The organism is Teredinibacter franksiae (assembly GCF_014218805.1).
Taxonomy (GTDB): domain Bacteria; phylum Pseudomonadota; class Gammaproteobacteria; order Pseudomonadales; family Cellvibrionaceae; genus Teredinibacter; species Teredinibacter franksiae.
This window is the reverse complement of the sequence record NZ_JACJUV010000001.1, coordinates 2,514,074-2,528,056: the sequence shown is the minus strand read 5'-3', so window position 1 is coordinate 2,528,056 and position 13,983 is coordinate 2,514,074. Positions and strand designations below refer to the sequence as shown.

The window sequence follows — 13,983 nt, the reverse complement described above, 5'->3', positions numbered from 1 at the left end:
GTTGCTAATATTTTTCCTCGTTGCCTGTGTGCCACAAATAGGCGCCAAATGGCTAAATTAGCCAATTTTCGAACGAGTTTAATCCTCTCTTGGGGAGAAAGTGGGGCGGGGCTTAATATCGGTTGGAAATGTTAGTGGAATATCGCTTCACAATTGGCGTAAGCCGGTCTTCTTTGTAAGCCTAGAGCCTTTGCTGCAAGCATAAGCTTCTCCTTACAGCCAACCAAACTTTTGAATTGAGATTCAAACAGGGTGGTTAGTACAAGCCATTCGCGGCTGGAGATATTGAGGCGCTCAAGAATAGGAGGTAAGTTGTTGTCGATAAAGCCACGTTTGTCTTCACGAATAGCCCTTCCGGTAATATCCACAAGCTGCACGTAATCTTGTAGATGAAAGGGTAGGCCCTGGGGCATGGGTTCTCTTGGGTTACCCACAAATTCGGCGAGCTTTAACGGTTGTGGGTTATTAGTCTCTTGGTTTTCAATACGGCGTTTTATTGAAGTGTGGTCAGAGCTTTCTGGTGTCTTGGCCATCTTGGCTCGAATGGGGTTCAAATCTACGTAGGCCATACAGGCGGCTAGTGCTTTTTCATCGAGTAAGGCTTGTGACTTAAACCGGCGCTGACCAACATGGATGTTGGAAATGCAGGTTTTGCAGGAGCAAAAACCTGTCCAGAACCGTCCTGTGCATTGATCTTCGGCGTTTGCCATACGGGCAATGGGCTCGTTTAAGGCCCACATCCAGCGGCTGATATTGGCCAGTTCAAGCCGCCATTGATCCAGCTTTTCTTTAACGGCAAGCCATTGGGCTTCGTCGAGTAGCTCACCCTTTTATAATTTCTGAGTTAAGAGGGTGCCCTTGTAAAGCTTGTGCCAGCGTTCGCATACTTCTAGGTCCGTTAGGCTTTGGGCTTCAGCCATATTGATGTGTAGCACCACATGTTGGTGGTTACTCATTACGGCGTAGGCACACACGTCAATGCAGAAAACCTCGCCCAAAAATAGAATACGGTCTTCAACCCATTGACGGCGGTATTCATAATCTTTGCCGGTTAGCGCATCAAGTCCACAGAGAAAGGCTCTGCGTACACAGCGAGAGGTACACGACTGCAGGACGCAGGAGGTAGAGCGACGCAGGATGCCAAAGCCGAGTGGTAGTAGGGCGTGGCCTCTAGGGATATTTGTTGCTTCCTTGGGCGGGGCACGGCTCGTTCCTTGAGTTTCTTTTTGCTGTTTTAATGTACAGTGTTTTGCGGCGGGGTTCAAGTGTTAGTGTGGGTGCCCAAAAGCAATTTGTTAATATTCCCGAATTTACTTCGGTTTAAATTTTAAGCTTGTGTTGTAGAAAATGAGAAAGTTACAATTCTGATCGGTTCTAAAATTTTAGGACGTTTATGTACACTCCTAGGATCTTTAAAATAAAAGATAAAAACGAGATTTTTAATTTTGTGCCTTATAATGGCTTTGGGTAGCTTATTTTCAGTGTTAATGGTAGGTCTTTCTCCACACATACTCCGTTTATATTGTCAGATGATAAAACGCAACTTATCGGTCACAGGTTATTGCGTTTAAGGGTTGGTTAATAGTTAATTTCATTGTCTTCAATTTCAAAATTTAAATACATTTCAAGATATCCCTCAACATTAAATTCGCTAAATATCTCTTGGTGATATCGAATAACATCGTTATCGGGTTTTATAGGTAGCGGCTGTAAACCTTTAGCGTTTCTTTTATTGTTAATATCTTCTAGAAACTCTAAAGATTTACGATTTGCATAACGCGTTTGTTCTGGCGTTCTTTTTGATTTTCGCGTGGCAACCTGAAAAAGGATTAGATAGTCCCCCATTCGTGCACGCAACATATGAATTGCATAGAAACCCTCAGAGGCACTACCCTCAACGTAAGGTGAAGCTGAAACATTGCCAAATATCCGGGAAATGTATAGTAGCTTTTTTGCATCTTTATACTTATATTGCTTTAAAGCGCGTCTTAACAAAACTTCATTGGCAAGCAAATCACCAGTCAAAGACATTGCCAGTAGTGAGCTATCATCATAATCCACAAACGAATTTCGTTCTTTTTTTGTAAAATATCCGATCGATCTATAGTAAGCCGTTAGCCTTTTCTTTAGGTCTGGTTGGTCTTCAAGGGTCGAGTAGGAATTTAAAAATAGCGGAACAAATCCAGTGTTTTCTTCTGCTAGTTTGTTGTCTTGGAGAGCGTTTTCATGCGGGGGGATTTCAGGTCTATCTAAATCTGTTAGTGGGTGATTAGTGCTTTGCTTAATCTTATCAAGTTTAGTTTTTGGGTTTGAGGATGTTTTCGGGTCTGTTTCAATTGTTTCTCCAGTGTCTGAATCTTGCTTTAAGTCGTGTGTATTATTCGGATCGTTTTGCGTATTGCCTTCATTTTTGACAAGGTGATTAAGGCTGTTAATTGGTGCTGTCTGGTGAGAACCTCTCTTCTGTATTGAGCTGTCTTTGCCTGTCAATATTGTGATAGACATGAAAATCAATAACGAGATTACAAATATGATGATCCATTGACGCTTTGAAATAGTCGCTCTCATAGAATTATTCCATTAAGAAACATTTTGGGACACTGACAAATTTACAACTTAAGCCTTACAACAGATGCCATAGGTGCGGAATCATTGGGGTCAAGCTCAATTGATTTTAACAGAGATTTTTGGCTGTACGAATGGTTCTCTTGTCGGGGCTGTCTTATTTGCCGGTAGCAATGTGCTTGTGTATGCTTTGGCGTCTTATGGTTTAAAAAATTTAACAAAGTGGCCAACGCTGACATTGCATGCTACCACGGCGTTAGCAGTTTAAGGAACTTTAGTGCAAGTAGAAGATATTGTCGCAAGAATCAAAAATGATTTTGAAGGTGTCGTTCCCAAATCAAGTTGGGGAGAAACCTCATTGTTTTACAACCCCGGTATGGCGCTACCTAATGGTGTATATTTTTGCACCCTAAAAGAAAAGAACGGCGATAACGATAAGGCATCCGAGCTAGATCGTGATGGTGTATTTAGGTTAAGTATCGGTATCGCAAAAAAATCTTATGAAAAACACTTTGGCTATAAACCTAAAAGACCCCCCAAGGGTGGCATCATTGATACTGGTCATGATTTCACAGTACTAAATGAACTCATGCCACACCCAATCTACGGATGGATGTCTTGGGTTCAGGTGTTAAATCCAAGCACGTCCACGTTTGAAGGTTTACTTCCATTAATAACCGAGGCTCACTCAAATGCCGTCATCAAGTTCAACAAAAAAACTGCTAATAAGTAGCTCCACTGGAAAAAATACTCGCTACGCTCGCATTTTCCCAGTGAGCTAGGCGTTATGTGTCAATGCTCGTAGCTAGCAGCCTTATTTTATAATTAATTCAACCAAATGGTTGACTATAATCAATCCGTAAGTATACTGAACCATATGGTTGAATATAGTAATGACGAAATTATCTCTGAGACACTTAAAAGTATGAGTGATATTACTCGCCGCTCACTTTTAACTAGGCTCTGTCAGGAAGGCCCTTGTCGAGTGACCGATTTGGCCTCTTATTATGATATGTCTCTTAATGCTATATCCAAACATATAAAAGTCTTGGAAAGATGTGGGCTTATCACTCGCAAGACTATCGGTAGAACTCATTGGATAGAAGCAGAATTAAAACATATTCATGTTGTAGAAAAATGGTTTAAAGAACTTAAATCCATCTGGGAGCTCCGCCTTGAAAAACTAACTGAACTAATAGAAGTGGAGAAAAAAGATGGATGACCTAACTGTTAACGTAAGCAAAATTATTGAAGCGCCAATTACGAAGGTATTTGATGCATGGCTGGATCCAAGTATGTTGGCAAAGTTCATTTTACCAATGCCTGGAATGGAAAATCCTCAAGTTGAAAATGAAGCGCATGTAGGCGGTGAATTTACCATCACGATGCAGGTTGGAGATGGCAAAATACCTCACACAGGGAAATATTTAGAAATTGATCGTCCGAAAAAACTATCCTTTACGTGGGAATCGCCAGAATCGGTTGATGATAGCGTTGTGACATTAAATCTCACAGAGTTAACTGACGGGAAAACTAATATTGAACTCACTCATGTGAAATTTATTGACGAGAAACGTCGGTCAAATCATGAGGGTGGCTGGGGAAATATATTGAACAAATTGGACGAGGTAACTAGTGCTTAGTCAGTTTACATCTCCAAAACACATAACGAACAAGGATAGATTGCGCGCAGCCGCCATCTTATCCCATTGTTGGACAGGCCCGGTCGACGAAGGATGGTGCACTAGTAGATAGATTTGGCGGTGACATTTTTGTCAAAGATTAAAACGGCGTAAGCGATGGTTGGCGACAAATAAGACAGCCATATTAAGAAAAAATACAGCCGAATAGTTAGTGGGTTTGTAGGCTAGTACGTTGTTATTTGTCCCCGTTACCTGTGTGCCACATATAGACGCCAAATGGCTAAAGTAGCTAATTTTCGAACGAGTTTAATCCTCTCTTGGGGAGAAACTGGGCCGGGGCTTAATATCGGTTGGGAGTGTTAGTGGAGTATCGCTTCACAATTGGCGTAAGCCGGTCTTCTTTGGAGCCCTAATGCCTTTGCTGCAAGCAAAAGCTTCTCCTTACCGCCAACCAAACTTTTGAATTTGGATTCAAACTGGGTGGTAAGTACAAGCCATTCATGGCTGGAGATATTGAGGCGATCTAGAATGGGGGGCAAGTTATTGTCGATAAAGCCACGCTTGTCTTCACGAATAGCTCTGCCAGTAATATTTACAAGCTGCACGTAATCATTGTAAATGAAAGGGTAGGCCTTGGGGCATGGGTTCTCTTGGGTTACCTACAAATTCGGCGAGCTTTAACGGTTGTGGGTTATTAGTCTCTTGGTTTTCAATACGGCGTTTTATTGAGGAACAGCAAACAAGACACCCATGATTGAAAAATAAGATTAACTATATTTCGACAAAAAAAAATGTTGAGCGTTTCTGGGGTTAAGAAGAACAAAATACAGTGAGAATATTTCAACAAGACAATAATGACGCCTTAAGCTACATTTACAGTGATTTAAGACGAAAGATGCTCGGTTCTTTCAAAGAACTTAGTGCATGGACATGAAAATAGGGAGGTTTATCTAAAAACTGCCCGGCGATTCGATAGGCCAGGCGTTCTCTTATACCCCAAAGAGCGTGCCGCGCGCTTGAGTTCATAAATGCTACCTACGAGGCTTTTGAACTTTGATTCGAATTTTGTGGCCATTATGAGCCAATACTCTGGTTCGATATTGAGCCTGTCTAAAATCGAAGGTAAATTGTCATCAATTGAGCCGCGTTTATTCTGTCTAACAATTCGGCTGGTCCAGTCAAGTTCTATATAGTCTTTTAGGTGAAAGGGTAGACCTTGCGGCATGGGTTCTCTTGGGTTGCCAACAAATTGAGCTAGTGGTTTGGGTTGATCTAGGTATTCTTTTGCAGCGTTGATTCGTTTCTTTATGGATGTATGATCAGAAGCTTCCGGTGTTGGCGCCATTTTGCCTCTGACGGGGTTAAGGTCAACATAGGCCATGCATCCAACCAACGCCTTTTCGTCTAGCAGCGCCTGAGACTTAAATCTGCCTTCAAAAAATTTACCCGTACATTTATCCTCCGTATTGGCCATGCGTGCGATGGGTTCGTTCAATGCCCTCATGAACCAACTGATAGAACAGAGATTGATGCGCCACTGGCCTAGCTTGGCTTAAACTGCCAAGCGCTCAGCTGCAGATAACGGCTGTTTACGAGCAAATTTTTGGGTAAGCGCGGTACCTGTAAACAACTGATGCCACCGGTCGCAGACTGCCTCATCGGAGAGGGCTAAGGCTTCTGGCTTGTTAATATGAAGCACCACATGATGGTGATTACTCATGACCGCATAGGCGCAGACGTCGATTGCGAACATGCGGCCCAAAAGGAGAATACGGTCTTCTACCCACTTGCGCCTATGCTCATAGGACTGACCAGAAAGCAAATCAAACCCACAGAGAAAAGCTCGGCGCACGCAGCGAGACATGCAGTGATAGTATGAAGTGGCGTCTAAAGAGACGGATTGAGGTCTAGGTTTAGGCATGTAGATACTCGTTCATCGAATGCTGGATAAACGTACAGCTTTTCGGTGTTTACGTCAAGCTGTAACATGGGTGTCTTGGTTGGTTGTCCCTTATGGCGATGTCGGTAGCTGTAAGAAAGCTGAGAAGAAAATGTTGAAACCTTCTTTAACCGTCCACAGTTACGACGTTGAGAGTTCAGGGAAATTAACCGTTGAATTACATGACCCGCGTAAAAAACCATAACCAACTCAGTCAGCAGGACTTCCGTTTCGGTGTTTTTTTTGCAGTGGTCGCTACGCTACTGCAAAAACCAACACCTCCACGGCGGCCGCTGCTGCAGGGCGTTTATGCATCCAAGGAAAAAGGGAGTTTGAGTGAAAGCTATATTACTTTTATTTGTGGTTGTATTTTTCGGTGGTTGTGTTGTTGTGCCAGCTGAAAATGAAGATTATGTTGCAGAGTGTGAAATATCTAGCGATAGGAAAACTCTACGAGTTATGAACGTTGCAAAGGAAACAGATACCTATTATTCGGTAGAGGGTATTGCGGCAACTCCAATTCTTTATCCAACGACTGCAATAGTTTCTGGTATCTATGTTGCGATTAATAATATATACAATGTAGGTGAAGAAAAGCTTGTTTGTAAATAGGGGGGGGTAGTGTAATGAAGCCATCTAACGCCCGTTTATGCATAACAAAGTTAGGTTCCCCAATGAACATGTCAAAAAAGACAACTCATTAACTTCCTTAAGATGCCCCTATTTTTGTGGCAACACACATCCCTATAACCCGAAAATTACTCAACGCGTTATGCGTTGAAGCAGTTAGGAGAACACTATTAAAACCGTTTTTGTTGCAATTATTTTTGGACTTATACTCGGATGCTCTGCTACGGGACCTAGTTTCCAAAAGGAAGCTGTTAGCACCGAAGAAGGCATGATATATGTATATGTACCCAAGCGTGATTCTAAAATCCACGGGAGAATACCTCCAACGATAAAGCTAAATGGAAATAAGGTAGGGCTGCTCAAGTTTAATGGTCATTTTGCTCTTAAGGTAACACCTGGCAAGCATTTATTGACGGCGCAGGTTATGGGCGAGGTCGGCTTGGCTAAATTGAAGTTATCTATCGGCGCAGGAGAAGTTAAGTACGTGCTATACAGTACAGGTTTAATTGGCGGTGAAATTGAATATCACTCCAGTAGTGCAATGTACTCTCACTCGGTGCTATTTAGTGAAGTTGAATCGGAAGCGCTACCCAGGATAAGCAAAACAAAACGGTTGAGAAATGATGTTGGCGCATTACCATCCGCCCCATAAGTCCCCTAATATGCTAGATGGTTAAGGTATCAGAAATAACGAAAAAATGGGCACATCCCCCAATCAAGTACAACAGCTGGATTATGTTACTTCGTTTATCGAGGTGTAGGCTACTTAAGGCATTTATTTTTGAGGCGGACGATTAAAATCGGTTTTATTCTGATTATTTGTATGTTTATATTCGGATGATATTCTACGCCGCCCAGCCCTGCGCAGGTTTTTTTTGCTCTAATTCTACCTGATCAACCACTAGGCTCTCGCTTTTAGCTGGAGCGCTATACCAACCCATTCAGCTAAGGAAAGTTATACATATGAAATTCAAATATCTAGTCGGATTACTATTCATCACTTCATCCATCTTTGTTCAGGCGAATGAAAGCGCCAAGCAAACTAAGCTTAAAGAGCTTGTGAATGTTATGGACATGGGTTCTATGGTTGAGTCCATTTACTCCCAGATGGAGGTGGCGATGCAAGATATGTCTACCAAAATGGGGGTTCAGCCTAACGAGCAGGCTATTTTCGATGAATACTACAGTCAAATGATTCTAATAATGAAAGAAAATTTGAGCTGGGCAAAAATGGAACCGCTAGCGGTTGACATATACGATCGCAATTTTACCGAAGACGAGATTACGGATATGTTAGTTTTCTATAAAACCGAAACAGGCAAATCTTTACTTAAAAAAATGCCGGCGGTTATGCAAGAGTCAATGCAAATGTCTCAAACTCTGATTGAGGGCTCAATACCAAAATTGCAACAAATAGAAAGCAATTTACGCGCGGACTTAGAAAAAGCACGAAAAGCGGAATAGCGGTATATACAAGCCAATAAGCAGGGGCATTGTAGGTTATGGTAATTTCTAGCCTAGCGCTTGCAAAAGAACGGCTAGGTAAATGGGATTTGAATGGAGTAAAAATACCTGAGCCATAATCGCGCGGGACAAGTCTTTCCCACTCGACTGCCTCATGCCAATACTCTTAAAGAATGAGGCCTACAGTCTAACCTAAATTGGCATATCGTACTTAGCCCCGTCAGGGCCCGTAGAGACTTAAACAAAAGTGCTCTACGGGCCCTGATAAAAAACAATGTTGTCAGCGTCATTGATTTTATCACCTAACACCTTTAACGCTTGTCGCGCCAAAAAGGGAAAGGCTTTTTAAATTGGCACGCCCCCGTTTTTATCTACGAAATTATTCGCAGCACGTAAACCGAAGCGGTAATAACCGCGAAGAATTCATTTATTCTAAAAAAGACTAACAAGCTTATTTCATCTCCATGGGCTAATCCGCAGGTAAACACAGCGTAGTCTTACATGCATTTTTAGTGATTACCGAATATGTAAACATTGCCAGCACCGCGCAACGAGCAACGTGTTGCCCATTGCCAGCAGAGAATAGATACAATGTCACGCGCTGTGAATATGGATAGCAACAAAAACTGTCTTTTAATACTATTTATTGATCAAGTTAAACGAAAACCCTGACGGGAAAGGCGTACTCTGTTTAGCGATGTGTCGTACAAAGTTTTTTTCTTCTAACGTGGTTGCCACTAACATTCACGCGAGGAAGGTTTTGTTCATCAACTTCATCGATGTATTCATTAACTCCCAACCCGGAGCGTAATTTATGAAAATCAATATCGCTAAGCCGATGTTTATGATGTTCATGGTTTTTGTTGTTGTCGGCTATACCCACGCAGGTGCACCAAATCCATTCGCCCACTGGAATTTTAGTGGCGCTGGCTCAACCATTATAGATGTCACGAATAATGGAAATAACGGTATAACGGAAGGCTATTCTGCCTCACCCTATATAGCTGGCCCGGTTGGGAACGGTATCTACACCGGCGGAACTTCTCGTACACAGTATATTTCAGTTACCAATACAGGGCTGCTGAACAATATGGACGAATTCACGCTAAGTGCGTGGATTAAACCTTTGCAATACCGAAGTTATAACGTAATTCTCGCGAAGGTTACGCCAGGCCGTGATTTTGTTATGCAGCTGACATCAAATGGCAGACTAAACGCGCATTTCCATAATGGTAGCTACCAGAATTGTTATTCGCCCGAAGCAATACCCCTGAATACCTGGACGCATGTAGCCGCATCGCTAGAGGAAACAACCTCCCCAACCGAAACGGCTGCAGACCAAAAAAAATGGACCCTTTATGTAAACGGAAAAAAAGTAAAACAGTGCGCGGTTGCTCCGGGTCTTGCTCCGGGGTGGACCGGCAGCAAAATTGCTATCGGTAATATGTATAAAGGCGCTCCTTATACATTCCCAGGTCGTATCGACGAAGTGAAAATTTTCAATCGGGTGTTAAGCCACAACGAAGTTTTAAGAGAAGTTAATGACGGTGGCGCGTACCACCTGACGCTTAACCGGTCGCTAATGCTTCACGATAGCAGCCTCGATATAAGCATGGCTCAATTTGATTTAAAAAGTGTAATGGATCGACTGGCTAGTACGGTTAGAGCTAGAACAGCGGATAAAACCGTTACCGGTACATCTTTGTTTGCCGGTATGTGGCGAACTGTTCTTAATCCAAATGGTCAGACAGTTCCCTGGCAGGATTGCACAGATCCCTTTCACGGCGCTACCATTGAGTGTCGGCCCAACGAGGGCGCACAGGCGCTAAATGCTTCTACCGCTATGGCCCGCTATAAACCTTTAGCCCTGGTTAATCGATTTGATTTAAGAGACCAAGTTGATTTTGAAGACTGTGGTGAGGCACGCATAGTCTATGGATTTAATCGACTAACGGGCAGAGACAGAAATTTTATTATTTTTGAGGCTCTGATTGATAACCCCAAGCCAGGCAACCCTGCTGGTTGTATTCCTGTTGCTAATCTATGGGCAAATATTAGTAAAATAAATTCCGCTACTGGCAGGGTAATGACCCTGAAAAACTTTTATTTTAATGGTCTTTCAAATGAGGGCATTGCACCCATTATCGACTTCAGAAATTTCCTAAGCGGAACCGGCCAGATCAGAACCAATATGTTTATGAGTGGTTCTGGCCAAGATTGGCTACTGAAGGAATTCAAAATAGAATTCCCGTTTAATCGTGCGCACATCAATCCAGTTTCGGTTAAGAGCAATCCTATCGCTCAAAAATTTGCTGTTTCCCCCGGCGCTACTTCTCCATGGTGGTACATGAGCAATTTGGATACATTACTTACCGACACCGATAGTTTTTTCTTAAAAGTTGGTGCTGATTCCTGGAATAATGGGCAAAGCCATGCAAGTGGAGCAACAAATGAAAATAATTTTACCACCAACACAAATTCAGGGTTTAAATCCACAATGCAGGGGCAACTGGCTAAACTTAACTCCCCTCTTACCGTTGACCAAGTTCTTAATCGTACCGAGGCGATGACGTGTGGTGGTTGCCATATGCCCAGTGTTTTCGGCTTGACCGCCGCTAACAGTATAGGGAAAGGTAAATCATGGCCGTCCGCTACTTTCGTTCATGTTGATGAAAATAGACGGCTTTCACCTGCGTTAACTGGCACATTCCTACCTGCACGTAAAGCCGACCTTGAATATTTTCTTAATCAGGTCGACGCGCAGAATATTGGTGTAACCGATGGTGTTACCTTGAAATCGGCGCCAGCACTTGAAGTTGAACCAGCTGAAAAATCTGGCAAACGATCTGGTTAATATTTTTTATTGCTACTAAATCAAGGCTGCCTAATTCGGCAGCCTTTTTGAATTTTTATTCAAAGCGGAAATCCCAATAATATTCATTTATCCAGAATATTCAAAATTGTGCTATCAAAGCTTATCGAGATGAACTCCGCATCTATACCTAAAGCAACTCAATACAACACGCTTGAGATAGCGTGCATTTGATGACTGCATCGCTTGATTTACCAATATTCTCAGCTAGCCTTCCAGTTCAATATGAATAATTTGGAGAGAATAGATGTTTACAATGCGCAGGCTTTTTGAATCATCTTTGGCGTTATTACTAACCATATCGGCGTCGTATTCATCAATGGTTTATTCACAAGGGATAACACTCGCGCAAGCCAAGGCTCTCTTATCAGCGGCAGAAGCTAAAGCAAACACAGACGGAACATTAATGAATATTGCGGTGGTTGATGAAGGAGCGAATTTGGTGGGCTTTTCTAGAATGGACGGCGCTTTTTTGGGCAGCATTGATATTGCCATTAAAAAAGCCAGAACCGCCCGCCTGTTTAATATGCCTACGGCCGACCTAGGCGCCATTGCCCAACCACATAAAGAACTCTATGGTATTGAGGTGTCCAACGGCGGGCTCATTACTTTTGGTGGGGGATACCCAATCATTGATTCGGAAGGACGTATTATTGGCGGCATTGGTGTGAGTGGCGGATCAGTAAAACAGGATGAAGCCGTTGCCGAAGAAGCACTTAAGGCACTGTAAAAAACTGGTTTTAGTGACTATTCACAGGGGGACCTCTACGGGCAAGGGCCCCCAGCCCTGCTTTGAGATGCTAGGGTACCTACCTTGTGCTAGCCTCTCTGCCCACCAGCAATTGAAAAGAACGGCCCCCCTTGGCCAACCCTTTGCCGGCTCCCATTTCAAACCTCTTGAAGTACAGCGTAAACCCGTTAAGCTATCAGAAAATAAAAATAACGGAAAACGACCCCATGACCACCCCTATTATTGCCGCGCTACTCGTTGTAGTAGCGCTCTCGCTTTCGGCCTGCGAGAAATCCAAAACCGACATTACCGACGCGCAACCACAGATAACCGCGCCCACCCGAGCCCAACCAGCGCCTGAAAAAGATTTGCCTACAGAGCAGTTCCCGCATAACCCTCTGGTAACGCATATTTACACCGCCGACCCTTCGGCTCATGTTTTCAATAACCGCCTGTATATATACCCCTCCCACGATATCGACTCCAAATCAACGGCCACCGGCAGCGGCGCTCGTTTTGATATGGTGGACTACCACGTGCTCTCTATGGCGGAGGCCGGCGGGCAGGTGACCGACCACGGCCCGGCACTGCATATAGGCGAAGTACCCTGGGCAACAAAACAATTATGGGCCCCCGACGCGGCAGAAAAAGACGGTACTTATTACCTTTATTTTCCGGCGAAAGACGACAAAGATATTTTTCGCATCGGTGTCGCTAAATCCCGAAAGCCGGAAGGCCCTTTTGTTCCTGAACAAAGCTTTATTCCGGGTACCTTCAGTATCGACCCCGCAGTATTCAAAGACGACGACGGCAGTCACTACTTATACCTTGGTGGTATTCGCGGTGGCCAACTGCAGCGCTGGGAACACGGCAAATACACCGGTGTAGATAAATACCCCGCCGAGAACCAGCCGTCATTAATGCCCTATATGGCAAAGCTGAACGACTCCATGGTGAACCTCGCGCATCCGCTTACTCAAATTTCACTGCTAGACGAAAACGGCAACCTTATTAACCAGGGTGATCTTGCGCGAAAATTTTTCGAAGCGCCTTGGGTGCATAAGTTCAAGGGTACCTATTATCTCAGCTGGTCAACCGGCGATAGCCATACTATTCAATATGCTACCAGCGATAACCCCTACGGGCCGTTTCAATGGCGAGGTAAATTGCTGGAGCCCGTACTCGGTTGGACAAACCATCATTCAATTGTTGAGTATAAGGGCCAGTGGCATTTGCTATACCACGACAGCTCGCTCTCTGGCGGCGTTGACCACCTGCGCAGCGTTAAAATGACGTCGTTAACCCACAATGCAGACGGTAGCATTCAAGTTATCGATGCCTGGTTGGGCGATTGATGGCCTGAGTTGATTCAGGTGGTTGAAATAATCGGCCGACTCATGCAAATTTATTTTTGTCTCATAATGAAAACGGAGGATGCACTATGTTTAAGCCCAACTCCCACAAAATAATGGGTGTGGTAGCACTGGCTAGCCTGATTGGTTTAGTATTTTCAGCGGTTGTAGCAGCCGAAGGTAAAAACCCAAATTTCTTTTATTTCTCTGAAGGTAAGCTGGTGGGCGACTGGCGCTTTCAAGTCGGCGACCCAGGTAACTGGGGGCTGAATATTGATGATCTCACGGGCCGGTCAAAAAACGGCAAACTCGAAGTGATGCCCGACCGCTATAAAGCCGATGGCGATGCTATTCGCGGCGTATGGTCGCGGAAGAAAGAAAAAGGCGAGCTAAAGCTCGTTGCGTCAAGTAAAGACTTAAGTGCCGCCAAAGATGTGGGCGCACTTGCGTTCACACTCAAAATGAACAAAAAGCCTAAGGGCGGGGTTTCTGTGGCCATTGATTGCAACTGGCCCTGCCGGGCGGAAGTGAATATATCCCGTCAACTGCGCAAGAAAAAGACCGGAGAGTGGTTTGTTTTTCCGATTCCGCTGAACTGCTTCCAGAGCGATAATTTCGATTTGAGCAAAGTAAACGGCTTTATGATCGCCACAGACAACAAAATGGACTTGAGCGTTGCCGACGTTAGTTTGATTCGCATGCCCGAAGGCGACCCCGGTTGCGTGGAGGAAGAAGCGAAATAGGCTAGCCCCTTACAGCCCACACAAAAAGTTGGCCTCGCTATTTGC

General features: G+C 43.9%; 14 protein-coding genes and 1 pseudogene. 10 read left to right on the top strand and 5 right to left on the bottom strand.

The features are described from left to right. Positions 1-131: 131 nt before the first annotated feature. The 3 genes from H5336_RS10475 to H5336_RS10465 form a co-directional block, all read right to left on the bottom strand. Positions 132-710 (bottom strand): hypothetical protein, encoded by a 579-nt coding sequence (locus H5336_RS10475; protein WP_246439074.1) that lies wholly within the window; start codon positions 708-710, stop codon positions 132-134. Positions 711-830: 120 nt separating this feature from the next. Next, the gene (locus H5336_RS10470) at positions 831-1,265 is read right to left on the bottom strand and encodes a hypothetical protein (RefSeq protein WP_185233947.1); all 435 of its coding nucleotides are present in this window, start codon (positions 1,263-1,265) and stop codon (positions 831-833) included. Between the two features lie 313 nt (positions 1,266-1,578). Next, the gene (locus H5336_RS10465) at positions 1,579-2,568 is read right to left on the bottom strand and encodes a hypothetical protein (protein ID WP_185233945.1); all 990 of its coding nucleotides are present in this window, start codon (positions 2,566-2,568) and stop codon (positions 1,579-1,581) included. Between the two features lie 274 nt (positions 2,569-2,842). Here H5336_RS10465 and H5336_RS10460 point away from each other — a divergent pair, with 274 nt between their 5' ends. The 3 genes from H5336_RS10460 to H5336_RS10450 all read left to right on the top strand — a co-directional run bounded on the left by H5336_RS10460 (position 2,843) and on the right by H5336_RS10450 (position 4,208). After that, positions 2,843-3,298 (top strand): DUF6194 family protein, encoded by a 456-nt coding sequence (locus H5336_RS10460; protein ID WP_185233943.1) that lies wholly within the window; start codon positions 2,843-2,845, stop codon positions 3,296-3,298. Between the two features lie 105 nt (positions 3,299-3,403). Continuing rightward, positions 3,404-3,787 carry an ArsR/SmtB family transcription factor gene (locus H5336_RS10455; RefSeq protein WP_313556875.1) on the top strand — a complete coding sequence of 128 codons (384 nt, stop codon included), beginning with the start codon at positions 3,404-3,406 and terminating at the stop codon, positions 3,785-3,787. Beyond that, positions 3,780-4,208 (top strand): SRPBCC family protein, encoded by a 429-nt coding sequence (locus H5336_RS10450; RefSeq protein ID WP_185233939.1) that lies wholly within the window; start codon positions 3,780-3,782, stop codon positions 4,206-4,208. The genes H5336_RS10455 and H5336_RS10450 overlap by 8 nt, the downstream gene beginning before the upstream one ends. A gap of 359 nt (positions 4,209-4,567) precedes the next feature. On the opposite strand, the gene H5336_RS10445 is transcribed toward H5336_RS10450, so the two are convergent. Both H5336_RS10445 and H5336_RS10440 read right to left on the bottom strand, forming a co-directional pair. Further along, positions 4,568-4,813 carry a hypothetical protein gene (locus H5336_RS10445; RefSeq protein ID WP_246439073.1) on the bottom strand — a complete coding sequence of 82 codons (246 nt, stop codon included), beginning with the start codon at positions 4,811-4,813 and terminating at the stop codon, positions 4,568-4,570. A gap of 341 nt (positions 4,814-5,154) precedes the next feature. Then, positions 5,155-6,129 (bottom strand): annotated as a pseudogene (locus tag H5336_RS10440) (transposase). A gap of 354 nt (positions 6,130-6,483) precedes the next feature. On the opposite strand from H5336_RS10440, the gene H5336_RS10435 reads away from it, so the two are divergent. The 7 genes from H5336_RS10435 to H5336_RS10405 all read left to right on the top strand — a co-directional run bounded on the left by H5336_RS10435 (position 6,484) and on the right by H5336_RS10405 (position 13,938). Beyond that, positions 6,484-6,759 carry a hypothetical protein gene (locus H5336_RS10435; protein WP_185233937.1) on the top strand — a complete coding sequence of 92 codons (276 nt, stop codon included), beginning with the start codon at positions 6,484-6,486 and terminating at the stop codon, positions 6,757-6,759. 286 nt (positions 6,760-7,045) lie between these two features. Continuing rightward, the gene (locus tag H5336_RS10430) at positions 7,046-7,429 is read left to right on the top strand and encodes a DUF2846 domain-containing protein (RefSeq protein WP_185233935.1); all 384 of its coding nucleotides are present in this window, start codon (positions 7,046-7,048) and stop codon (positions 7,427-7,429) included. A 311-nt stretch (positions 7,430-7,740) separates the two neighbouring features. Then, entirely contained in the window at positions 7,741-8,241 is a 501-nt protein-coding gene (locus tag H5336_RS10425) for a DUF2059 domain-containing protein (RefSeq protein WP_185233933.1), read from the top strand. Between the two features lie 814 nt (positions 8,242-9,055). After that, positions 9,056-11,095 carry a LamG domain-containing protein gene (locus H5336_RS10420; protein ID WP_185233931.1) on the top strand — a complete coding sequence of 680 codons (2,040 nt, stop codon included), beginning with the start codon at positions 9,056-9,058 and terminating at the stop codon, positions 11,093-11,095. A 265-nt stretch (positions 11,096-11,360) separates the two neighbouring features. Next, positions 11,361-11,843 carry a GlcG/HbpS family heme-binding protein gene (locus H5336_RS10415; protein WP_246439072.1) on the top strand — a complete coding sequence of 161 codons (483 nt, stop codon included), beginning with the start codon at positions 11,361-11,363 and terminating at the stop codon, positions 11,841-11,843. A 227-nt stretch (positions 11,844-12,070) separates the two neighbouring features. Further along, entirely contained in the window at positions 12,071-13,198 is a 1,128-nt protein-coding gene (locus H5336_RS10410; RefSeq protein ID WP_185233929.1) for a glycoside hydrolase family 43 protein, read from the top strand. 86 nt (positions 13,199-13,284) lie between these two features. Continuing rightward, positions 13,285-13,938 carry a putative glycoside hydrolase gene (locus tag H5336_RS10405; protein WP_185233928.1) on the top strand — a complete coding sequence of 218 codons (654 nt, stop codon included), beginning with the start codon at positions 13,285-13,287 and terminating at the stop codon, positions 13,936-13,938. The last annotated feature ends 45 nt before the right edge of the window (positions 13,939-13,983 follow it).

Excerpts from the sequence above, each read along its gene's own strand:
- H5336_RS10475 (WP_246439074.1), bottom strand. The coding sequence starts at position 710 with ATGGCAAACGCCGAAGATCAATGCACAGGACGGTTCTGGACAGGTTTT.
- H5336_RS10465 (WP_185233945.1), bottom strand. The coding sequence starts at position 2,568 with ATGAGAGCGACTATTTCAAAGCGTCAATGGATCATCATATTTGTAATC.
- H5336_RS10455 (WP_313556875.1), top strand. The coding sequence starts at position 3,404 with ATGGTTGACTATAATCAATCCGTAAGTATACTGAACCATATGGTTGAA.
- H5336_RS10450 (WP_185233939.1), top strand. The coding sequence starts at position 3,780 with ATGGATGACCTAACTGTTAACGTAAGCAAAATTATTGAAGCGCCAATT.
- H5336_RS10430 (WP_185233935.1), top strand. The coding sequence starts at position 7,046 with ATGATATATGTATATGTACCCAAGCGTGATTCTAAAATCCACGGGAGA.
- H5336_RS10425 (WP_185233933.1), top strand. The coding sequence starts at position 7,741 with ATGAAATTCAAATATCTAGTCGGATTACTATTCATCACTTCATCCATC.
- H5336_RS10420 (WP_185233931.1), top strand. The coding sequence starts at position 9,056 with ATGAAAATCAATATCGCTAAGCCGATGTTTATGATGTTCATGGTTTTT.
- H5336_RS10415 (WP_246439072.1), top strand. The coding sequence starts at position 11,361 with ATGTTTACAATGCGCAGGCTTTTTGAATCATCTTTGGCGTTATTACTA.
- H5336_RS10410 (WP_185233929.1), top strand. The coding sequence starts at position 12,071 with ATGACCACCCCTATTATTGCCGCGCTACTCGTTGTAGTAGCGCTCTCG.
- H5336_RS10405 (WP_185233928.1), top strand. The coding sequence starts at position 13,285 with ATGTTTAAGCCCAACTCCCACAAAATAATGGGTGTGGTAGCACTGGCT.